The sequence below is a fragment of the Oceanibaculum nanhaiense genome, from assembly GCF_002148795.1.
GTDB lineage: Bacteria > Pseudomonadota > Alphaproteobacteria > Oceanibaculales > Oceanibaculaceae > Oceanibaculum > Oceanibaculum nanhaiense.
In genome coordinates, this window is record NZ_MPOB01000007.1 from 1 (window position 1) to 21,718 (window position 21,718).

The window sequence follows — 21,718 nt, forward strand, 5'->3', positions numbered from 1 at the left end:
GAAGACAACCATGCACCCGGCAGCGTCGTCTCGACGCAATAATATGCTTGACGCCCCAGAAGCGATTAGACAACCCCATCAATCTGTCCAGCCATAAGGGTCCGCGGACTCGCCAGATGATCGAAACAGCGGGAGCGCCGTTGCTGTTTCTTCCGCCCTACAGCCCGGACTTCTCGAAGCTCAAGGCAATGCTCAGGAAGGCAGCCGAGCGCACCATCGACGGCCTGTGGGACAGGATCGGCAGCCTGATCCCAACCTTCACAGTGCAGGAATGTGCCAATTACATCGCCGCCGCCGGATACGATGCAGCATGAACGAATTCTGCTCTAAAAGCGGAACCTATCGAACGCCGGTCGTAGCAGGTTAGTCCGCTCCTCTAGCGGGCTGCGAAAGTGTGAGAAGGTCGAACGGAGAGTAAGGCGCCACGGTCAATAAGACGGGATCGGGAAAACCAGATCATGGATGCGCACCTCGAGCGCGCCAGATTGTATTGGCCCAATCCGCGAAATCCCCATACGGGCCCGCAGCGTGTGATAGCCGCAACAGAGGCCGGACACATGTCAGCACCCGACTACGCTCCGAACTCTTCGAAAAGATTCTTCTTGCATCAACGGGGGCGTCCAGACAGGTCCATGAGGATAGTTTCGCCGGGCCTGAGCGTCGGTCCCAGGACCTGTTCGACTTGGTCGGAAACGCACGACCGCGCATGGCGCCGTCGAGCAGCAAGGGTGCTGTCCTGCTGTCGGTTCGAAGAAAGGCCGATGCCGGCATTGCCGTTGGCGCGGAGGGTACCAACATAGCCACTTAATTGTCCGATGTCGTTCTTGTAGGGGCCTATGTCTTAGAACCGTCTTTCGGCATTTCCACATGGCCTGCACGCTGCTGCTCTTTCGGGTCGTAGTGGCGGGGTCTTCCTCCGTCGATCCTATTGTGGGAGTTGTGCACATGGCCTCGGCGGCATACTTCGTTTGGCAGGCGACTCATTATGCCAAGTGGTTGTCCTGATCGTAGAACGTCGATCGCATTCCATCGTATATAAAGACCATAAGCGCTTCTGTCGCATCGCTCGATTATCGTTCCGTTTGTCTCAAGCAGCGGAACGACGCCCATGACCCCCACCAAGCTCCTGATCGGCCAGATCGCCGTCGTCTTCGCCATCGTCATCCTCGGCGTATGGGCGGCGACGCAGTGGTGCGCCGACATGTTGGGCTATCAGGCGCAGCTTGGCAGCCCCTGGTTCGTCCTGTTCGGCTGGCCGGTCTATCAGCCGTGGAAGCTGTTCGAGTGGTGGTATTTCTACGAGGCCTATGCGCCGGAGGTATTCGACAAGGCCGGGATGCTGGCGGCGGGCAGCGGCTTCATGGGCTGTGCGGCGGCGATTATCGGCTCACTGTGGCGCGCGCGGCAGAGCAGGCTCGTCACCACCTATGGCTCCTCGCGCTGGGCCTTGCCGCGCGAGATTCGCAAGGCCGGCCTGTTCCGTCCGGCAGGCGTGTTCCTCGGTAGGTTCGCCGACCAGTATCTTCGCCATGACGGACCGGAGCATGTCATGGCCTTCGCGCCGACGCGCTCGGGCAAGGGCGTCGGCCTCGTCGTCCCGACCCTTCTCACCTGGACCGGCTCGGCCGTCATCCACGACATCAAGGGCGAAAACTGGCAGTTGACCGCTGGCTGGCGCGCGAAATTTTCGCATTGCCTGCTATTCAACCCGACCGACCTGCGGTCGGCCCGCTACAATCCGCTGCTGGAGGTACGCAAGGGGCCGGACGAGGTGCGCGACGTCCAGAACATCGCCGATATCCTGGTCGATCCCGAGGGTGCGCTCGAGCGCCGGAACCATTGGGAAAAGACCAGTCACGCCTTGCTGGTCGGCGCCATCCTGCACGTGCTTTATGCCGAGGAGGAGAAGACGCTGGCGCGAGTCGCCACCTTCCTGTCCGATCCGCGCCGGTCCTTCGCGGCGACGCTGCGGCGGATGATGGCGACCAACCATCTCGGCACGCCGGAGAACCCGAGGGTCCATCCGGTCGTGGCTTCGGCCGCGCGTGAGGTGCTGAACAAGTCGGAGAACGAGCGCTCGGGTGTGCTCTCCACCGCCATGTCCTTCCTCGGACTCTATCGCGACCCGACCGTCGCGGCGACGACCTCGGCCTGCGACTGGCGCATCGCCGATCTCATGGATGCCGAACATCCGGTCTCGCTCTATCTCGTCATCCCGCCATCCGACATCTCGCGCACCAAGCCGTTGGTGCGACTGGTGTTGAACCAGATCGGGCGGCGGTTGACCGAGCGGCTGGAAGGAGACCCGAAGAAGACCCGCAGGCATCAGCTCATAATGATGCTCGACGAGTTTCCGGCGCTGGGACGGCTTGATTTCTTCGAAACGGCATTGGCCTTCATGGCCGGGTACGGCATCCGTGCCTATCTGATCGCTCAGAGCCTCAATCAGATTTCCAAGGCGTATGGCGAGAACAATGCCATTCTCGACAACTGCCATGTTCGCATCGCCTTTTCGTCAAACGATGAGCGGACGGCGAAGCGAATCTCCGACGCCCTCGGCACAGCGACCGAACTGCGCGCCCAGCGCAACTATGCCGGCCACCGGCTGGCGCCGTGGCTGTCGCATGTGATGGTCAGCCGGCAGGAGACGGCGCGTCCGTTGCTTACGCCCGGCGAGGTAATGCAATTGCCCTCCGCGGACGAGCTGGTGCTGGTCTCCGGCCTGCCGCCAATGCGGGCGAAGAAGCTCCGCTATTACGAAGATCGGAACTTCACTCAGCGTGTCCTGCCGGCCCCACAGCTTTCCGAAGGCGGCTACGAGGACAAACCGGCACCGCGCCCCGACGACTGGAGCGGCCAGGTGCGCGATACCGACGACCGCCTGATGCCTTCCGACGAGGACGGTACCAGGCGCGGTTCCCTTGGCGAGGAGGGCGGGCTTCAGCAGCAGCGCCACCCGGGCTTGGCGGAGGAAGATACCGCGAAGTCCGTCGAGCCGGGGCAGCCGGATTTTCCGGGGCTCGATGCGGACGAGTCGGATGTCGTCGCCGACAAGCGCGCCCTGGATCGGCTGTCGAAGCCGGCGCGCGTTTATGGCGTCAACGAAGCGCTGGGGCCGGAGAAAGATATCCTCGAAGGATTCTGATCCCGCGCAAGCATCCGCATGTGATCGCATTCCGTCGTACATAAAGGCCGTAAGAGATTCCGGCGCATCCGGCGATCCTTGTCCTGACTTTTTCAAGACCGTCAGGGCAACACTGCATGAAGCCGCGTCACAACATCTACATCGACGAGGAAACGAGCGCCGAGCTGGAAGCGCTGGCGGCCAAGCCTGGCGCCTCCAAATCCGCGATCATCACTGACGCGATCCGCCATTACATCCGTCACCGCGGTGCCCATGCGATCGATGAGGCGTTGAGGATCCGCCTCGACCGGCTGACGCGCGAGAACAACCTCATCCGGCGCGACATCGATGTCCTGACTGAGAGCCTCGCCTTCTTCGTGCGGCTCTATCTCACCTTCAACGCGCACACGCCGATCCCGGACAAGGCGACGCAGGCGGTCGCGCAGGAGCGTTACCAGAAATTCGTCGAGCAGGTCGGCCGCCAGATCGCGGGTGGCAAGCGCTCGCTCGGCCCCAGGGACGGAGAGGAAAACCCATGAGCACGACTGCCGAAGAACGCCGTCGCGCCATGCTGAAGACGGCGATGGGGCCGGCAATTGCCGAGGCGCTGTCCGATGCCGCCGTGATCGAGGTGATGGTCAACCCCGACGGCAGACTCTGGATCGACCGGCTCGGCGACGGGCGGGGCGATGCGGGCCTGCGTATTTACCCCTCCGAAACCGAGCGGATCATCCGCCTGGTGGCCTCCCATGTCCGCACCGAGGTGCATGCGGACAATCCCATCGTCAGCGCCGAACTGCCGTCGGGCGAGCGCTTCGAGGGCGTGCTGCCCCCGGTCGCATTGGCGCCGTGCTTCGCCATCCGCAAGCCCGCCGCGAAGATATTCACCCTGACTGATTACGTCCGCACCCAGATCATGATCCCGATCCAAGCCGAAGCCCTCAGGCAGGCGGTGCGGGAGCGGAAGAACATACTGGTCGCGGGTGGAACCTCCTCGGGCAAGACCACGCTTGCCAATGCGCTGCTTGCTGAGATCGCCAACTGCGACGAGCGGGTGATCCTCATCGAGGATACGCGCGAGCTGCAATGCGCGGCGAAGGATTGTGTGGCGCTGCGCACACGGCCGGGCGTCGTATCTCTGGCCGATCTCGTACGCTCGACCCTGCGCCTGCGCCCCGACCGCATCATTGTCGGCGAGGTGCGGGGCGCCGAAGCGCTCGACATGCTCAAGGCCTGGAACACCGGCCATCCCGGCGGCATCGCGACCGTGCATGCCAATTCCGCCCATGCCGCCCTCTACCGGATTGAGCAACTCGTCCAGGAGAGCGTCACCGTCATCCCGCGTCGCCTGATCGCGGAGGCGATCGATCTCGTGGTGTTCATCGCCGGGCGCGGCTCATCCCGCCGCATCGAGACCATCGCCGAAGTCACCGGCCTCGACGCCAACGGCGATTACGCGGTGACCACGCTTTCCATGCCCCAACTGCAATCGCTCTCATGAAAGGACATCGCATGCGCAAAAAGCTCCGATTTCTGTCGGCTACCGCCCTCACGTTTCTGCTCACGGCCCCGGCCTATGCGGCGGGCTCCGGCATGCCGTGGGAAGAACCGCTCCAGCGCATCCTGGAATCGGTTCAGGGGCCGGTGGCCAAGATCGTCGCGGTGATCATCATCATAATCACCGGCCTGACGCTCGCCTTCGGCGAGACCTCGGGCGGCTTCCGGCGGCTGATCCAGATCGTCTTCGGCCTGTCCATCGCCTTCGCGGCGTCGAGCTTCTTCCTCTCCTTCTTCTCCTTCGGCGGCGGGGCGCTCGTCTGATGGATGCTGCTCGCCACATCGAGGGCTTCGAAATCCCGGTCCATCGCGCGCTGACCGAGCCGATCCTGCTCGGCGGCGCGCCGCGCGCCGTCGCCATCCTCAACGGCACGCTCGCGGCCGCCATCGGCCTCGGTCTCCAGCAGTGGATCGCCGGGCTCGGCCTGTTCGTCGCCGGGCATACGCTCAGCGTTTTTGCGGCTCGGCGCGATCCGGACTTCCTGTCCGTGCTCGCCCGCCAACTGCGTCAACGGGGGTGGTGGCGATGCTGAGCTTGGCCGAATACCGTGGGCGAGCCGACCGGCTCGCCGATCTTCTGCCCTGGGCGGCGCTCCTCGCGCCCGGCATCGTCCTCAACAAGGACGGCAGTTTCCAGCGCAGCTTCCGCTTTCGCGGCCCCGATCTCGAAAGCGCGACGGAGGCCGAACTGGTCGGGCTCGGCGCACGGGCCAACAATGCGCTGAAGCGCCTTGGCTCCGGCTGGGCGCTGTTCTTCGAGGCGGAGCGGCTTGAGGCGCAGGATTATCCGCGGTCCAACTTCCCGGATGCGGCCTCATGGCTCGTCGATGAGGAACGCCGCGCGGCCTTTGAAGGTGAGTCAGATCAGTCATCGCCCCGGTGGAGCGATGACCCGGCGAACGGGCAGGGCCGGCATTTCGAAAGCCGCTTTCACCTCACACTTCTCTACATGCCGCCGCCCGACGCGCAGGCGCGCACCGAGAATGCGCTGCTGGATTCCGACCGGAAGGGGGAAGGGGACGGCGGCGGCCGCAACTGGCGGCAGGAACTGGCCCGGTTCCGGGACGAGACCGAGCGGGTGCTGGATTTGCTCAGCGGCTTCCTGCCGGAGATCCGCGCGCTCGACGATGCCGAGACGCTGACCTTTCTGCACGGGGCGATTTCGACGAAGCGCCATCCCGTCGCCGTGCCCGAAACGCCGATGTATCTTGATGGCGTGCTGGTCGATACGCCCTTGACCGGCGGCCTGGAGCCGATGCTCGGCGACCGGCACTTGCGGACGCTGACGATCCTCGGCTTTCCGAACGCGACCCGCCCCGGCATCCTCGACGCACTGAACCATCAGGACTTTGCCTATCGCTGGGGCACGCGCTTCATCCCGCTCGATAAGATGGCGGCGACGAAGGTGCTCACCCGCCTGCGCCGGCAGTGGTTTGCCAAGCGCAAGTCGATCACCGCCATCCTGCGCGAGGTGCTGACCAACGAGCCTGCTGCACTGGTCGATAGCGACGCCGACAACAAGGCGCTCGATGCAGACGCCGCTTTGCAGGCGCTTGGCAGTGATCATGTCGGTTTCGGTTATCTGACGACGAGCATCACCGTCTGGGACGAGGACCGGGAGGCCGCGGAGGAAAAGGTCCGCGCCGTCGAGCGCATCGTCAACGGCCTCGGCTTCACCTGCATTCGGGAAACGGTGAATGCCGTCGAAGCCTGGCTCGGTTCACTGCCGGGCCATGTCTACGCCAATGTCCGGCAGCCGCTCGTCCACACACTGAACCTCGCCCATCTCATGCCGCTCTCGGCGGTGTGGGCCGGACCGGCGCACAATGCCCATCTCGACGGCCCGCCGCTACTCTATGCGGAAACCAGCGGCTCCACACCGTTCCGCCTCTCCACCCATGTGGGCGATGTCGGCCACATGCTGATCGTGGGTCCGACCGGCGCAGGCAAGTCGGTACTCTTGTCGCTGATCGCACTGCAATTCCGGCGCTATGCCGGCTCTCAGGTCTACATCTTCGACAAGGGCAATTCGGCGCGCGCCGCCGTGCTCGCCATGGGTGGGGAGCATCATGCGCTGGGTGCGGCCCCTGATGACATCACGAATGCGCTCGCCTTCCAGCCGCTCCGCGACATCGACGATCCGGCGACGCGAAGCTGGGCGGCGGAATGGATCGGCGCGCTGCTCGCTCATGAGCATGTCACCGTTACCCCGGAAGTGAAGGAGGCCGTCTGGTCGGCGCTGGGCAACCTCGCCACCGCGCCGGCCGAGGAGCGCACGCTCACCGGCCTGTCCGTCCTCGTCCAGGCGAACGCCCTCAAGGCCGCGCTCCAGCCCTATACGCTCGACGGCCCCTTCGGCCGGCTGCTCGACGCTGCCGGCGATCGGCTGGCGCTGTCCGACGTCCACTGCTTCGAGACCGAGGAACTGATGCACGAGGCCAGCGTCGTCCTGCCGGTGCTGACCTATCTCTTCCACCGTCTCGAGGAGCGGTTCACGGGCAATCCAACCCTGTTGGTTCTCGACGAGGCCTGGGTCTATCTCGACAATCCGCTCTTCGCTGCGCGCATCCGCGAATGGCTGAAGGTCCTGCGCAAGAAGAACGTCTCGGTGATCTTCGCGACGCAGTCGCTGGCGGACGTGGCCGACAGCGCCATCGCACCCGCCATCATCGAGTCCTGCCCGCAGCGCATTTTCCTTCCCAACGACCGCGCCGTCGAGCCGCAGGCACGGGCCGCTTATGAGCGCTTCGGTCTCAACGATCGGCAGATCGAACTGATCGCGCAGGCAACGCCCAAACGGCACTACTACCTGCAATCGCGCCGCGGCAACCGGCTGTTCGAGCTGGGCCTCGGTCCCGTGGCGCTGGCGCTCTGCGGCGCCTCCGATTCCGCCGCGCAGACGCTCATCGACACGATCCTGGCCGAGCACGGCCGGGAGACCTTCGCCGCCAAGTTCCTGAGGGCGCGCGGCCTCGATTGGGCCGCTGACATCATCGGCCGGTTCTCTCCCCAAACACAGGAGCCAACACCATGAAACGCACGTCTCTCGCGGCGCTCGTCGCCGCGTCGCTCGCTATCGGCTTGCCACAGGCGGGCCATGCCGCCTGGCCGGTCTTCGATGCCACCAACTACGGTCAGAATGTCCTGCAGGCGGCGCGGGCGCTGGAGCAGATCAACAACCAGATCCAGCAGCTCCAGAACCAGGCGGTCATGTTGCAGAACATGGCAAAGAACCTTCAGCGGCTGGATTTCTCCTCGCTCGGACAACTCCAGGGGGCGCTGAACCGTATCGACGGGCTGATGATGCAGGTCGACGGCCTCAGCTTCGACCTGACGCAGCTCGAAGGCCAGTGGCGGCAGCAATATCCAAGCTCGTACGACGCCACGGTCAGCACCAGCGATATCGCCACTGCCGCGCGCGAGCGCTGGCAGAGTGCCATGAACGCTTTCCGCCAAACCATGCGGGTGCAATCGCAGATCGTCGAGAACGTGCGCGCCGACGAAGGGCTACTCACCGATCTCGTCAATCGGAGCCAGGGCGCCGTCGGGGCGCTGCAGGCGCAGCAGGCCGCCAACCAGCTCATTGCCCTCTCAGCCAAGCAGCAGATGCAGATCCAGACGCTGATGGCCGCCCATTACCGGGCCGAGGCCGAAGACGCCGCGCGCAAGGCGCAGGCGGAGGAAGCGGCGCGCGAGACCACGCGCAGGTTCCTCGGGTCCGGCTCCGCCTATTCCGGGAACTGACGGACGGGGAGGCGGCGCGCGATGAACGATCTCGGCATTATCGACCGGTTCATGGAGACCTTCAGCCGCTACATCGACAGCGGCTTCGGACTCCTGTCGGGTGACGTCGCCTTCCTCACCACCATCCTGATCGGCATCGACATCACGCTGGCAGGCCTGTTCTGGGCTCTGGGCGGCGAGGACAACATCATCGGGCGCCTGATCCGGAAGGTGCTCTATGTCGGCGTCTTCGCGCTGATCCTCAACAACTTCCAGAACCTTGCCGAGATCATCTACAGGTCCTTCTCCGGTCTCGGCATCCAGGCCGCGCCCGGCACGCTCGCCGCCGACGATCTGCTCAAACCTGGCAAGATCGCCGCCACCGGTTATGAGGCGGCGTATCCGCTAATCGATCAGGTCGGCAATCTCGTCGGCTTTCCGGAAATCTTCGGCAACGCACTCACCGTCTTCGTCCTGCTGCTGGCCTGGTTCCTGGTCCTCATCGCCTTCTTCATTCTGGCGATCCAGCTCTTCATCACGGTGCTCGAGTTCAAACTGACGACGCTCGCCGGTTTCGTCCTGGTGCCCTTCGCGCTCTGGAACAAGACGTCGTTCCTCGCCGAACGGGTTCTCGGCAACGTGATTTCCTCCGGCATCAAGGTGATGGTGCTCGCCGTCATCGTCGGCATCGGCTCGACGCTGTTCGCTTCCTTCACCAACGGCCTTCAGGGTCAGGAACCAGACCTTGCCGCCGCCATGTCGCAGGTGCTGGGCGCCCTGGCGCTGCTCGGTCTCGGCATCTTCGGCCCCGGCATCGCTTCGGGTCTTGTATCCGGAGCACCGCAGCTCGGCGCCGGCGCCGCCCTCGGCGCAACTGGTGCTGCGGTGGGCGCGACCATGCTCGCCGGTGGCGCGGCGCTTGCCGGGGCGCGCATGGCCGCTGGCGGCGGTCTTTCCGCCATCCGCGCGGGCACGGCGATGGGGTCTGCCGCTTCTTCCGCCTACCAACTGGGACAGGCGACCTCCGGGACGTCGGGCATGGCAGGCGCCGCGGCCGGTGTTGGTGGCATGGCGCGCGCTGCCGGCGGAGCCGCCACAAACGCCGCGCGCCAAGTCGCGGGTCGCGCCTCTTCCTCTCTGAAAGAAAGCGCCGATGCCGGACGCCGTGGCGCCTGGACGGCCACCGGCGGCACACCGACCGCCTCCATGTCGGAGGCAAGCGCCGCATCGGCGGGCATCCCCTCCAGTTCCCCGCCGGATTGGGCGAACCGCCTGCGCTCCGAACAGGCGGCGCGTGCGCATCGGCAGACCGCCACCCAAGCCATCAAGGACGGTGACCGGCCCGGCAACGGCGCCAATCCCTCCCTCAATGACAAGGACGACTGACCCATGTTCTTCCGACGACCGATTCAACGATACGGCACGACGCCGGAGCCCGTCACTCCCTATCAGAGGGCCGCCCAGCTCTGGGACGAGCGCATCGGCGCGTCCCGTATCCAGGCAAGAAACTGGCGGGTCATGGCCTTCGGCTGCCTGGCGCTTTCCGTCGGTCTTTCCGGCGGCTTGCTCTGGCAGTCGCTGCAAAGCCGCGTCGCGCCCTATGTGGTCGAGGTCGACAAGTTCGGCGAGGCGCGCGCCGTCGCGCCGGCAATCCAGAACTACCAGCCGGCCGACGCCCAGATCGCCTGGCACCTCGCCCGCTTCATCACCAACGTCCGTTCGGTGTCCACCGATCCGGTGCTGGTGCGCCAGAACTGGCTGTCCGCCTACGATTTCGCCACCGACCGCGCCGCGCTGTTCCTGAACGACCACGCTAAGAAGAACGATCCCTTCAGCGCGATCGGCACCCGCAGCGTCTCGGTCCAGGTGACGAGCGTTGTGCGGGCCTCTGACGCCTCCTTCCAGGTCAAGTGGACCGAGCAGGTCTTCGAGCGCGGTAGCCTGGCCCGCACCGAGCGCTGGACCGCGATCCTGACGGTCGTGATCCAGACCCCGCGCACCGCCGAGCAGCTCCGCAAGAACCCCCTCGGCGTCTTCGTCAACGCCATCGACTGGTCGCGCGAACTCGACGCCACTGCGCCGCAATTGCCCAAGGAGCCCTCTCAATGAAGAAGAACATGTTCGTCATCACCGTGTCGGCGCTGGCCTTGTCCGCCTGCGCCACAAAGCCTTTGCCGCCAACGATCAGCTACGACTCCGACGACTTCAAGCCGGCCGTCATCGACAGGGAACCGGCCAGGCCGGTGAAGATCGTCGAGGTGCCGAAGGTCCTGCCATTGCCGGGCCAGCTTCTGCCGGAGCCCGGCGAGGTGACCGAGGACAAGCGCCCGCCGACCGAGCGGGTCGAGGACGCCAACAAGGCGGCGACCCAGGAGCCGACCAAGCACGGCTATGTCAACGCCATCCAGGTCTATCCCTATACGGAAGGGGCGCTCTACCGTCTCTATGCGGCGCCCGAGCGCGTCAGCGACATTGCCTTGCAGCCCGGCGAAAAGCTCACCTCCGTCTCCGCCGGCGACACCGTGCGTTGGGTGATCGGCGACACGGTGAGCGGCACGGACGATAGCGAGCGCATCCATGTGCTGGTCAAGCCCTTCGCGCCGGACCTCAAAACCAATCTCGTCATCACCACCGACCGGCGCGCCTATCACCTCCAGCTTGAAAGCACCGAGAGGACCGCCATGGCGGCGATCTCCTGGACTTATCCGTCCGACCAGATTCTCGCCCTGCGCCGACAGAACACAGCGGCCGAGGCGGCGTTGCCGGTCGCCTCGAACGTGGCGCTCGAGAACATCCGCTTCCGTTACGTCATCACCGGCGACAGTCCGCCCTGGAAACCGCTGCGCGCCTTCGACGACGGCCACAAGGTCTATATTGAGTTCCCCCGCCGCATTGACCAGGGCGAGGCGCCGCCGCTCTTCGTGGTGGGCGCCGACGGCGGCAACCAGCTCGTCAACTACCGCATGCGCGGCAACTACTACATCGTCGACCGCCTCTTCGCTGCCGCCGAACTGCGCCTCGGCGCCAAGCCGCAGCAGGTGGTTCGGATTTCCCGGACCGACGAGACGCCACGGCGCACCGCGTTGTTTTCGCGCACGGACCGGTAGGGGGAGAGGCCATGACGGATCCCGCCGCACCCACGCCAAAACCTGCCGGTTCGTCCAAGCGCGATCCCGGCAAGCTGGACCTGCGCGCCGCGCCCCGCCGCGTCGTACGCTTCAGGCGCGGCCTTGTCATCGGCGTGGCCGCGCTCGGCTCCGGCGCCATCCTCGGCGTGACCATGATGGCGCTGCAAGGCCCGGCCCTGCGAATCCAGGACCAGGCCGAGGAGCTCTACAACACCGAACGCAAACCGACCCCGGACGGCCTTGCCGCGTTGCCCGGCGATTACAGCCAGGTCAAGCCGGAGACACCGCAGCTCGGGCCGCCGCTGCCCGGCGATCTCGGCCGGCCGATCCTCGAACGCCAGCGGCAGCTCGGCATCGCGCCGGGAGGATCGGAATTGTCCGCCGAGGAGCAGCGCCTCGCCCAGCAGGCCATCCAGGCGAAGGAGGCCGGCGTCTTCTTCCGGATCGAGAACCGGCCGCGGCAGGACACGCCGGCAGTGACGGGCCAGTCCCAGCAAATGGCAGCGACGGAGATAGTTTTGCCCGACGCTGACCGCCTGGCACTCGATCCCGAACGCGACCAGAACAACCAGCAGCGCAAGCTCGACTTCCTGAATCAGCGCGATACTGGCGGCATCTACAATCCGCATGCGCTGCAGACCCCGGTCTCGCCCCATCAGGTGATGGCCGGCAGTGTGATCGCCGCGAGCCTGATCACCGGCATCAATTCCGACCTGCCGGGCCTCGTCGCCGCCCAGGTCACCGAGAACGTCTACGACACGGTGACCGGCCGCACGCTGCTGATCCCGCAGGGCTCGCGCCTAATCGGCACCTATGACAGCGTGATTGCCTTCGGCCAGTCCCGTGCGCTGCTTGTCTGGCAGCGCATCATCCTGCCCGACGGCTCCTCCATCGAGATCGACAATCTGCCCGCCACCGACACCGCCGGCTATGCCGGCCTCGAGGACGAGGTCGACTACCACAACTGGCGGCTCATCAAGGGCATCGCGCTTGCCACCCTGCTCGGCGTCGGCACGGAGCTGAGCCTCGGCAGCGACGAGAGCGACCTGGTCCGGGCGATCCGCGAATCCACCCAGCAGAACGTCAACCGGGCCGGCCAGCGCATCACCGAGAAGAACCTGAACATCCAGCCGACCATCACCGTCCGTCCCGGCTGGCCGCTCAGGATCATCGTCCACAGGGATCTCGTATTGCGCCGCTACCAGGGCTGAAACCTGTCCACCGAAGCTTTAGCAAAGGAGGATCGATCATGGCCAATCTGAAACTCGGAAAACTGCCCGACCGCACGCCGGCGAAGATCACCATCACCGTCGGCGCCGACCTGAACCAGGCGCTACGGGATTATGCGATCCTCTACCGCGCCACCTATGGCGAGGCCGAGTCCGTCGCCGAGCTCATTCCCTTCATGCTGGAGGCCTTCCTCGACAGCGACCGCGCCTTCGCCAAGGCGCGCAAGGAGGGGTTGCCCGAGACGAACATCGACAAACCGGCGCGGCGCGCCCGCTCACCCCGCGCGGGCGATAGCGAAGCGGCGTCGCCCGCTGTCTCATCCGCATCGCAATTCCAGGAGTAACCTATGCAAATCGGCACCTTCACTTTGTCCAATGACGGGGGCTGGACCGGTTCCATCCGCACGCTCACCATCGACGCCAAAGTCCGGCTCGTCCCCAATGACGACCGTACCCATGACAACGCCCCGGCATTCCGAGTCCTTGTCGGCAACGCCCGCATCGGTGACGCCTGGGATGCCCGGACAACGGGTGATCACCCGAAATACTATCTCCGCCTCCGTCTCGACGACCCGAGCCTTCCCGAACCCTTCACCGCCGCCCTGTTCCCCTCCGAGGAGGGGGACTGGGCGCAGCTCGTCTGGAACAGGCGGCGGGAGGGATGAACTGCTCCGATTTGCTCTATTCCGAAATCGTTCGCAAAAGACTTCAGACGGCGATGGCTTTTGCCCATGAATTCGGAAGTCGCGCCCTTCGCGGTCGTGTGGATGTCGCGGAAGGCAAGGCGAGCCTTCCTGCAGGGGAGATTGTTACGAATCCTCGGACCATAAGCGTATGTGCCGAGGATTCGTATCATCGTCCTGCCGGGCTCTCGAAAAGGGGTGCGTCCGTGGTCGTTCCTGCCGGTGCGCCCGTCCCGGACGGCAATGGCATAGAGAATTTTGAAGTCTCCATTTTTTGATGGTTATGGACCATCAAAAGGGGATATATAGGAAATGAAAGTTGCGCATATTTTCAAAATGTGCGAATTTGATGGTTATGAGCCATCAAAGAACACCAAGGCTGAAGCCCTTTCTGGAGCGCGTTCCTCCCGGCTTCCTGGTCGACGCCGCATGGCTGAAGCGCTTCGGCATCGATCCCAAGTCCATCCACGATTACGCCGAGCGGGGCTGGCTGGAGCGGGTGGTACGCGGGGTCTACCGCCGGCCGCTGCCTCATACCGATCAGGCAGGGCGCCCGCTTGTCCGACCGGAGACCGACTGGCAGCTCCCGCTGCTGTCGATCCAATGGATCATGGAACATGACGTCCATCTGGGTGGCTTGAGCGCGCTCGGCTTCCATGGGCTCGCTCACTATCTGCCGCTTGGCGGCGGGGAGCGTGTCTATCTCTATGGCGAAGTTCCCTCCTGGCTGGCCCGCCTTCCGGGCAAGGCACAGTTCGTCGTTCGCTCGCGCGTCCTGTTCGGTGACGACCTTGCCGGCGTCGAGAATGCCGAGCACCAATTCGAGAGCGCGCCGGGGGTGGGGGCGGGACATGGCCCGACCGTGAGCCCCTGGCGCTGGCCGCTCAAGGTTTCGTCCCCCGAGCGCGCCATCCTCGAAGCGCTCGACGAGCTGCCAGCCCACGCGACCTTCGACAATCTGGACATGATCTTTCAGGGGCTGACGAACCTGCGTCCCAAGCGCCTGATGACCCTGCTGCGCGCTTGCCGAAGCATCAAGGTTAAGCGCCTGTTCTTCGTGTTCGCCGACCGGCATGCCCATGCCTGGGTGAAGCATCTTGACAAGAGCGCCATCGATTTCGGATCCGGCCCGCGCGCGCTGGTGAAGGGCGGAAAACTGCACCCGGTCTACCGGATCTATGTGCCCGAGACGCTTCTGCCTGCGGATGGGGACGAGGACGCGAGCCATGCGTGAACGCTATGTCGAGCAGGTCCGCTTGCTGATGCGCCTCCTGCCGGCCATTGCGGCTGAGGAGGTCTTTGCGCTCAAAGGCGGTTCGGCCATCAATCTCTTCTACCGGGACATGCCGCGTCTGTCGGTCGATATCGATCTGACCTATGTGCCGATCGAGGATCGCGCCGTCTCTCTTCAGCAAATCGATGCCACGCTCGACCGGATCATGGACTCATTCGGCCGCAGCAACAGGGATGTGCGGCTCCAGCGCATCGCTGGCGGCGGGAACCTGGAAACCCGCATCATGGCCTCTCGCGGTGCGGCGAGTGTGAAGATCGAGACCTCGCCTGTCATGCGCGGAACGGTGCTGTCGCCGGTGCCGATGAGGGTTTCGGACGCGGTGGAGGAGGCCTTTGGCTTCGCCGAGATGCCGGTGCTCGCCTTCGAGGACCTCTTTGCCGGCAAGCTGCATGCCGCCCTCGACCGCCAGCACCCGCGCGATCTCTACGATGTCCACCTGCTCTATGAGAATGAGGGGCTGACGGACGATTTGTTCCGGGTCTTTCTGGTCTATGTCTGCGCGTCCGGCCGTCCGCCGCACGAACTGCTGGCGCCACCGGCTATCCCGATAGAAGAACTGTACACTGAGGAATTCGTTGGGATGACGCGGGAAGAGATCGCGCTGTCCGATCTCGAAACGGCGCGAACGCGCCTGATCACGGATGTCCGAAGGCGTCTGACCGACAACGCAGCGGCATTCCTGATGTCGCTTCACAACGCCGAACCGGATTTCGCTCTCATCGACCTGCCCCAGGGCGAACGGCTCCCCGCCATCCAGTGGAAGCTTCTCAACTTGCGCAGGCTCAAGGCAGAAAATCCAGCCAAGCATGCCGAGCAGGGAGAAATGTTGAAGGCGCTGTTTGCCTAAAGGAGGCGTGGGAGAAGACCAGGGTATATAACGGCCATAAGAACTCGGCTGCTTTTGCGCGATCCTTATCCAGTATGCATCAATACTGGAAAGGTTCGACCCATGAAGGAAAAGGAGGACCAGGCGGCCGCGGTCATCCCGCCTCCGGCGAACGATAATGGGCCAGAGCAACTGGCGAGGGAAGAAGCGGAGCGGCACTTGGACACCATCGCGCGGGCCATTGGCCGCCACATCGCCTGCGAACACATCAGGGCCTGGGAGCGGGAGCGGCGGAAGCGGGCGGCCAACGACAACTGACCAAAGGAAGAGGGGCGGGAACCGGACGGGTGAAATCCGCCCTTGAGAGAAAGGAAAGTCTTATGACCCGCGTTTCGCTATACGCCCGCTATTCCTCGGACAATCAGAGCGTTTCCTCCATCGAGGACCAGTTCCGCATTTGCCGGGATCAGGCGGCGCGGGAGAAGTGGAAAGTGGTGGGGGTCTACAAGGACGCCGCCATTTCGGGCGCAAGCGTCACCTTGCGGCCGGGTATTCAGGCGCTCTTGCAGGACGCGCAGGCGGGCAAATTCGAGATCGTGCTGGCGGAAGCGCTGGACCGCATCAGCCGCGACCAGGCCGATGTCGCCATCCTCTACAAGCATTTCAAATTCGCGGGCGTGACGCTCGTGACGCTTGCCGAGGGCGAGATCTCGGAGCTGCATGTCGGTCTCAAGGGAACCATGAACGCCCTGTTCCTGAAAGACCTCGCCGCCAAGACCCACCGCGGTCTGCGCGGCCGCGTCGAGAAGGGAAAGGCGGGCGGCGGCCTCTGCTACGGCTATGACGTCGTGAAGCGGCTCAACGGCGATGGCGAGCAGGTGCGCGGCGAACGGAAGATCAACGAGGCCGAGGCCGAGATCGTCCGCCGCATCTTTCGCGAATTCGCCGCCGGCAAGAGCCCCAAGGCCATCGCCGCCGATCTCAACCGCGACGGTATTCCCGGTCCCAATGGCAAGGCTTGGGGAGACACCACCATTCGCGGCCATGTCTGCCGGGGCACCGGCATCGTCAACAACGAGCTCTATGCCGGTGTGCTGGTCTGGAACCGGCTCCGCTACATCAAGAACCCGGCGACGGGAAAGCGCGTCTCGCGCGTCAACCCGGAGGCCGAATGGATCAGGACCGAGGTGCAGGAACTGCGCATCGTCGACGAAGACCTGTGGCAGGCGGCGCGGCGGCGGCAGGAGGAGATTTCCAGGCAGTTCGAGAATGTCACCAAAGGCGTGCGCGCTTATCGTGCCAAGCACGTCAACGAGCTGCGCCGCCCCGCCTTTCTGTTCTCCGGCCTACTCAAATGCGGCTGCTGCGGCGGCAATTACGGCATCATCACCCGTGACCGCTATGGCTGTCTCAATCGTTATCGGCGGGGTACCTGCGACAACGGCCATACCATCCGTCGCGATGACATCGAGCAGCGTATTCTGTCCGGCCTTACCGAACGGCTGGTTTCGGCCGAGCGGGTCGCCAAGGCCGTGCGCGCCTATGCCGAAGCGCTGAACAGTCAGAACCGTGAACGCCGGGCGCAGGTGGAGCTTGACCGTAAGGCGCTGGAGAAGATCGAACGCGGTATCGCCGGCATCATGGCAGCGATTGAGGACGGCATGTATCAGCCGGCCATGAAGGATCGGATGGAGGAACTGGAACGCCAGAAGGCGGATGTCCTGGCGCGCATGGAACAGGCGCCCGAGGATGTCCCGGACATCCACCCCAACATCGCCGAAATCTACAAGGCCAAGGTGACGCAGTTGAGCGAGGCTCTGGCCGATCCCGAACTGCGCGATCAGGCCGCCGAGGCGTTCCGTGCGCTGGTCGACGAAGTGGTGCTTGAGCCCGGCGACAAGCGCGGCGAGGTCAACGCCACCTTACGCGGCGAGGCGATGAACATCCTCGACATCGTTTCCGGGCGCAAAAGCCGCAACAGACCCCAAGTTATAACAAAAGACGTTGCGGGCCCCCGCAACCAACAAAACAGCCTCCCACCCGGGAGGCTTTTTTGTTGCTCGCCGGGGTCGGTGAATTAACCAGCCGGTGCGGCCGGAGGCAACGCGCCTGAGCAAGGCGAACAAGCGGTAAATCACGCCCCCGCAACCAAATAAAAGACCTCCAATGCAACAGCTTGGCGGCGTTCGCGTGTCCGGGGCTCGGGGCAAGACGGCCAACGGGCAAGAAAGAGGTAAGCACACAGGCTTACCGGGCGGGCCTGCGGTGAATGCATCAGCGTCGTGACCGCTCCTGAAATTTATCCCCTACCATGGCAATCTAAGCCCCGCTTGCGACAGCCAGGCGCGCAGAGGTGGGGCTATTTCCTTCGATGTCGCGGGAGTCATGCTGGGATCAGGGCGCGCCTGCCGGCGATGTTTATGGGTTTGTTGCGCTGAGTTTATCCTGGGTTCGGGTGTCGAAATCGCTGGCGTCGTGCCGCTCGTGCAACTGGCTCGACGGATCACCGGAAGTTCGGTTCACCTTGCGGCCGCGCGCGACGGCGGGTCGCGCGAAGACCTGGTCGGCCCAGCGGTTGACATGCGTGTACTCCTGGACCGCGAGGAATTCCGCCGCGTCGTACAGCCAGCCCTTCACGAGGCCGCCATACCAGGGCCAGATCGCCATGTCGGCGATGGAATAGTGATCGCCCGCGATGAATTCATTGTCGGCAAGCCGCCGGTCGAGCACGTCGAGCTGGCGCTTCGTCTCCATGGCGTAGCGGTTGATCGGGTATTCAAGCTTGGCCGGTGCATAGGCATAAAAATGGCCGAAGCCGCCACCCAGGAAGGGCGCTGAGCCCATCTGCCAGAACAGCCAGGAGAGCGTCTCGGCCCGCGCCGCCGGCTCCGTCGGCAGGAACGCACCGAATTTTTCGGCGAGATACATCAGGATCGCGCCGGATTCGAACACCCGGATCGGGGTTGCGCCGCTGCGGTCCAGCAGGGCCGGAATCTTGGAGTTCGGGTTGATCTCGACGAAGCCCGAGCCGAACTGCTCGCCATCGCCAATCCGGATCAGCCAAGCGTCATACTCCGCCTCCTTGTGGCCGGCTGCCAGCAATTCCTCGAACATGATCGTGACCTTCTGTCCGTTCGGCGTGCCGAGCGAATAAAGCTGGAAAGGATGCTTGCCGACGGGAAGCGCATGTTCTTTCGTCGCACCGGCGATGGGGCGGTTGATGCTGGCGAAGGCGCCGCCGCTCGCCTGGTCCCAGGTCCAGACTTTGGGTGGAAGATAGTGAGTATGGTCGGTCATCAGTGGGCTCCGGAGTATCGTTTGGCTACGTGCCTGTCTTCTCGGTGAGGTGGATCAGGATAGCAGTTATGCCAACGCCTCTCGCCGCAGATATTCCAACCCGATTGCCTTGAGGTCCATAGCTTCTATCCCTGGCATCTAAGAATGCTTTCTCAGTGCTGGAGATTTTTCAGCCGCGCGCTGGGGGATAGACGCACAATCTGAGGCAGGGCGCCGGCAGTCACTTGCGCCTCGTAATGCTGCCGATGATTCGCTGCTGGCAGACAACGGAGCAGGGCGGCCCTCAGCTGTCCTGCTCCGCAGTCTATATATTCACTACCATTTCGGCGGTGGGATGACCCTGCCGTGCGTAAGGCCTGGTGGGATGATCCTGCTCAGTTCGCCTTTGCCAGAGAAAAGCTGCGTGCGGCCCCGTCGATCACGTCGGCAACCTCCTGCGGCCGTGTCATGAAAACTGCGTGGCTCGCCGGCACTTCGGTCACCGCCGCGCCGATGCGTTTTGCCATCGCCTGCAGCATCTTCTGATCGAACGCCTTGTCCTGCGTGGCGATAACGGCCCAGCTCGGCTTCGTCCTCCAGGCGGCGTTCTCCAGCCTGGTTTCGAAGGCCGACAGGGCGATGGGAACCTGGGAATCACGCAGGAACGCGGCGTCCGCATCGCTGGCATCGGCGGCAAAGCCGGCCTTGAACTGCTCCGGCTTCACGAAGCCGAAGCCGTCGCTATGGGCGTCGATGACGAATTCCGGCGGCGTGGTGAAGCCTGCATATTGCTGGGCCGTCGTCTCGCCGGCATCGGGCGACAGCGCCGAGACATAGACCAGCCCGGCGACATTCGCGTGGACACCCGCTTCCGTAATGACGGTTCCGCCCCAGCTGTGACCAACCAGGATCGCCGGGCCGGTCTGACGGTCCAGCGCCCGTCTCGTCGCCGCAACATCGTCGGCAAGCGATGTGAGCGGATTCTGCACGATGGTGACGCTGTAACCGCGCGACGCCAGCTCTTCATAAACGCCGCGCCATCCCGACCCGTCGGCGAATGCGCCATGCACCAGCACGACGCTTCGAACCGTCTGGAGGTCGGGAATGGGCTGCAAAGGCTCCGCTTGTGCATAGCCTATGAAACCGGCGGCGGTCGCCGCGGCGGCAGTGGTACGAATGGTTTTGATCATGTTGCCAGTCCTTTCTTGCGGGGGCCAACACTTGGGGCGGCGCCAAATATAGAAAACCCGATACGAATGGTGCTCTCTAGTTTTGCTTTCTGATTTGTTTTAGAAGTGATTTTCTGAATAGAAATGAGAGTTTTTCTTCATCAAGTAGAGAAAAATGAAAGAATCTTCCATCAGCAATCTGGACCGCATCGACATGAAGATCCTGCGTGCGCTCCATGCAGATGGCCGGCTGACGAATGCCGAGCTTGCAACGCGCGTGGGTGTCAGTGCCGCCACCTGTTACCGGCGGACGCGGCGACTGTTCGATGAAGGTCACATCACCGGGGTCAGGGCGGAGGTCGCACCCGCCTCGGTCGGGCTGGGCGCTCTCGTGATGATCGGAGTCATGCTCGACCGCTCCACGCCGGACAGCCGCTACGCCTTCGAAGCGGCCGTGCTGAAGGTGAAGGATATCCTCGACTGCATTCTGGTGGCGGGTGAGTTTGATTATTTCCTCAAAATCCGCGCCCGCGACATAGCCGATTTCAACAAACTGCAGGGTGAGACCTTGATCGGCCTCCCTGGCGTCCGGAATACCCGGACCTTCTTCGTCATGAGGGAGGTCAAGGAAAACGCGCGATTGCCATTCTGACCCGCCGATCCGGGGCCGCTATCGTCAAGGATGAAGGCAATACTTACACCGGAAGGGAGGCAGTCCGGCGGTGGAAGGCTGCGGCCACGACGCAGTACACCGCTACTTCTTTGCCGCACCTATGTCGCGGCGACTTCCGTTCTCACGCCGGCCTTGTGCAGCTTTTCCAGCATTGGTGCCTCGACCGTACGGTCGGTGACCAGCAGCCCGATCTCCGCCGGTTCGCAGATGCGGGCCAGGGCAGGCCGGGCGAACTTGCTGTGATCGCCGACCAGGATGCACTGCCCCGCCCGTTCCAGTGCGGCGCGTTTCACGGCGATCTTGGCGAGGTCGAAATCCATCGGTGCGCCGTCATCATCGATGCCGGAAAAACCCAGTACGGCATGATCGAAGCGGAACTGGCGGATCGTCTCTACCGTGGCAGCGCCGATCAGTGAGCCGTCGGCGCCGCGCAGCGTGCCGCCGGCGACCACCACCTCGATCTCCGGCCATTCGGCCAGGATCATGGCGCTGGCCAGGCTGGTGGTCACCACGCGCAGGCCGGACAGGCCGGCAATGACCTGTGTTACCGCCTCCACCGTCGTGCCGACATCAAGGAACAGGCTGTCGCCGTGGTTGATATGCGCCGCCGCGTGCCGGCCGATGGCCGCCTTGGCCTCCTGGTTGCGGGCACGCTTCTCGGTGTAGCCGAGCCGCACCGTATTTTCCCGCGCGCCCGCCCCGCCGCGGAAACGCTGCAGCAGCTTCTGCTCATCCAGCGTGATGATGTCGCGCCGGATGGTCTGGGCGGAAACGCCGAAATGCGCGGCCAGGCTCTCGATGGTGGCGTAGCCGCTCTGGCCGACGATCTCCAGGATCGCCTTCTGCCGCGCGGCGGTGCCGCCGGCACTATCGGCATCGCCGCCCAGGGCACCCCATGGCGGTGGCAAGGTCAGGTTCTGGCCCGATAGTGGCATGATTCCCCTTGGATGCTTCCATGGTGTAAGGAAGATATTGGAATATTCCTTACATAATTTTACATTCTTTCGCAACCAAGCGAACCAGCCACCGGAGACTG

22 protein-coding genes are annotated in these 21,718 nt (G+C 64.1%); 19 read left to right on the plus strand and 3 right to left on the minus strand.

Features of this window, described 5'->3' with window-relative positions:
* From BKM74_RS19005 to BKM74_RS13345, 18 genes are all read left to right on the plus strand, one after another.
* Window positions 1–314: transposase (locus tag BKM74_RS19005; RefSeq protein ID WP_407668696.1), on the plus strand; the 314-nt coding region annotated here is incomplete at its 5' end.
* A 794-nt stretch (window positions 315–1,108) separates the two neighbouring features.
* Window positions 1,109–3,145 carry a conjugal transfer protein TraG gene (locus BKM74_RS13265; RefSeq protein WP_086466193.1) on the plus strand — a complete coding sequence of 679 codons (2,037 nt, stop codon included), beginning with the start codon at window positions 1,109–1,111 and terminating at the stop codon, window positions 3,143–3,145.
* 116 nt (window positions 3,146–3,261) lie between these two features.
* On the plus strand, window positions 3,262–3,663 hold the full coding sequence (locus BKM74_RS13270; RefSeq protein ID WP_086466194.1) for a ribbon-helix-helix domain-containing protein: 402 nt from the start codon (window positions 3,262–3,264) through the stop codon (window positions 3,661–3,663).
* On the plus strand, window positions 3,660–4,625 hold the full coding sequence (gene trbB / locus BKM74_RS13275) for a P-type conjugative transfer ATPase TrbB (protein ID WP_086466195.1): 966 nt from the start codon (window positions 3,660–3,662) through the stop codon (window positions 4,623–4,625). The genes BKM74_RS13270 and trbB overlap by 4 nt, the downstream gene beginning before the upstream one ends.
* 11 nt (window positions 4,626–4,636) lie before the next feature.
* On the plus strand, window positions 4,637–4,945 hold the full coding sequence (locus BKM74_RS13280) for a TrbC/VirB2 family protein (protein WP_085126703.1): 309 nt from the start codon (window positions 4,637–4,639) through the stop codon (window positions 4,943–4,945).
* The gene (locus BKM74_RS13285; RefSeq protein ID WP_086466196.1) at window positions 4,945–5,214 is read left to right on the plus strand and encodes a VirB3 family type IV secretion system protein; all 270 of its coding nucleotides are present in this window, start codon (window positions 4,945–4,947) and stop codon (window positions 5,212–5,214) included. Before BKM74_RS13280 ends, BKM74_RS13285 begins: the two co-directional genes overlap by 1 nt.
* Window positions 5,208–7,715, plus strand: coding sequence for a conjugal transfer protein TrbE (trbE, locus tag BKM74_RS13290; RefSeq protein WP_086466340.1), 2,508 nt, complete (start codon window positions 5,208–5,210; stop codon window positions 7,713–7,715). The genes BKM74_RS13285 and trbE overlap by 7 nt, the downstream gene beginning before the upstream one ends.
* A complete protein-coding gene (gene trbJ / locus BKM74_RS13295) occupies window positions 7,712–8,425 on the plus strand; it encodes a P-type conjugative transfer protein TrbJ (protein WP_086466197.1) in 714 nt (237 codons plus the stop codon). Before trbE ends, trbJ begins: the two co-directional genes overlap by 4 nt.
* Window positions 8,426–8,446: 21 nt before the next feature.
* Window positions 8,447–9,790, plus strand: coding sequence for a P-type conjugative transfer protein TrbL (gene trbL / locus BKM74_RS13300; protein WP_086466198.1), 1,344 nt, complete (start codon window positions 8,447–8,449; stop codon window positions 9,788–9,790).
* A gap of 3 nt (window positions 9,791–9,793) precedes the next feature.
* Complete coding sequence (trbF, locus tag BKM74_RS13305; protein WP_086466199.1) at window positions 9,794–10,513, plus strand: conjugal transfer protein TrbF; 720 nt, start codon at window positions 9,794–9,796, stop codon at window positions 10,511–10,513.
* Window positions 10,510–11,511, plus strand: a complete 1,002-nt coding sequence (trbG, locus tag BKM74_RS13310) for a P-type conjugative transfer protein TrbG (RefSeq protein WP_217895485.1) — start codon at window positions 10,510–10,512, stop codon at window positions 11,509–11,511. Before trbF ends, trbG begins: the two co-directional genes overlap by 4 nt.
* Before the next feature lie 11 nt (window positions 11,512–11,522).
* Entirely contained in the window at window positions 11,523–12,743 is a 1,221-nt protein-coding gene (locus BKM74_RS13315; protein ID WP_086466201.1) for a TrbI/VirB10 family protein, read from the plus strand.
* 38 nt (window positions 12,744–12,781) lie between these two features.
* Window positions 12,782–13,105, plus strand: coding sequence for a DUF2274 domain-containing protein (locus tag BKM74_RS13320; RefSeq protein WP_086466202.1), 324 nt, complete (start codon window positions 12,782–12,784; stop codon window positions 13,103–13,105).
* A 3-nt stretch (window positions 13,106–13,108) separates the two neighbouring features.
* Window positions 13,109–13,426, plus strand: coding sequence for a DUF736 domain-containing protein (locus BKM74_RS13325; protein ID WP_086466203.1), 318 nt, complete (start codon window positions 13,109–13,111; stop codon window positions 13,424–13,426).
* A gap of 373 nt (window positions 13,427–13,799) precedes the next feature.
* Complete coding sequence (locus tag BKM74_RS13330) at window positions 13,800–14,678, plus strand: type IV toxin-antitoxin system AbiEi family antitoxin domain-containing protein (protein WP_086466204.1); 879 nt, start codon at window positions 13,800–13,802, stop codon at window positions 14,676–14,678.
* Complete coding sequence (locus BKM74_RS13335; RefSeq protein ID WP_086466205.1) at window positions 14,671–15,585, plus strand: nucleotidyl transferase AbiEii/AbiGii toxin family protein; 915 nt, start codon at window positions 14,671–14,673, stop codon at window positions 15,583–15,585. Before BKM74_RS13330 ends, BKM74_RS13335 begins: the two co-directional genes overlap by 8 nt.
* A gap of 102 nt (window positions 15,586–15,687) precedes the next feature.
* Window positions 15,688–15,882 carry a hypothetical protein gene (locus BKM74_RS13340; RefSeq protein ID WP_086466206.1) on the plus strand — a complete coding sequence of 65 codons (195 nt, stop codon included), beginning with the start codon at window positions 15,688–15,690 and terminating at the stop codon, window positions 15,880–15,882.
* 62 nt (window positions 15,883–15,944) lie between these two features.
* Window positions 15,945–17,645, plus strand: coding sequence for a recombinase family protein (locus BKM74_RS13345; RefSeq protein WP_086466207.1), 1,701 nt, complete (start codon window positions 15,945–15,947; stop codon window positions 17,643–17,645).
* Window positions 17,646–17,982: 337 nt separating this feature from the next.
* Here the strand turns inward: BKM74_RS13345 and yghU are convergent, their stop codons facing one another.
* Together yghU and BKM74_RS13355 are read right to left on the minus strand one after the other, a co-directional pair.
* Entirely contained in the window at window positions 17,983–18,861 is an 879-nt protein-coding gene (yghU, locus tag BKM74_RS13350) for a glutathione-dependent disulfide-bond oxidoreductase (RefSeq protein WP_086466208.1), read from the minus strand.
* Between the two features lie 374 nt (window positions 18,862–19,235).
* The gene (locus tag BKM74_RS13355; RefSeq protein WP_086466209.1) at window positions 19,236–20,030 is read right to left on the minus strand and encodes an alpha/beta fold hydrolase; all 795 of its coding nucleotides are present in this window, start codon (window positions 20,028–20,030) and stop codon (window positions 19,236–19,238) included.
* Between the two features lie 154 nt (window positions 20,031–20,184).
* Here BKM74_RS13355 and BKM74_RS13360 point away from each other — a divergent pair, with 154 nt between their 5' ends.
* On the plus strand, window positions 20,185–20,661 hold the full coding sequence (locus BKM74_RS13360; protein ID WP_086466210.1) for an Lrp/AsnC ligand binding domain-containing protein: 477 nt from the start codon (window positions 20,185–20,187) through the stop codon (window positions 20,659–20,661).
* Window positions 20,662–20,780: 119 nt separating this feature from the next.
* Here the strand turns inward: BKM74_RS13360 and BKM74_RS13370 are convergent, their stop codons facing one another.
* Window positions 20,781–21,617 (minus strand): DeoR/GlpR family DNA-binding transcription regulator, encoded by an 837-nt coding sequence (locus BKM74_RS13370; RefSeq protein WP_086466211.1) that lies wholly within the window; start codon window positions 21,615–21,617, stop codon window positions 20,781–20,783.
* Window positions 21,618–21,718: the final 101 nt, after the last annotated feature.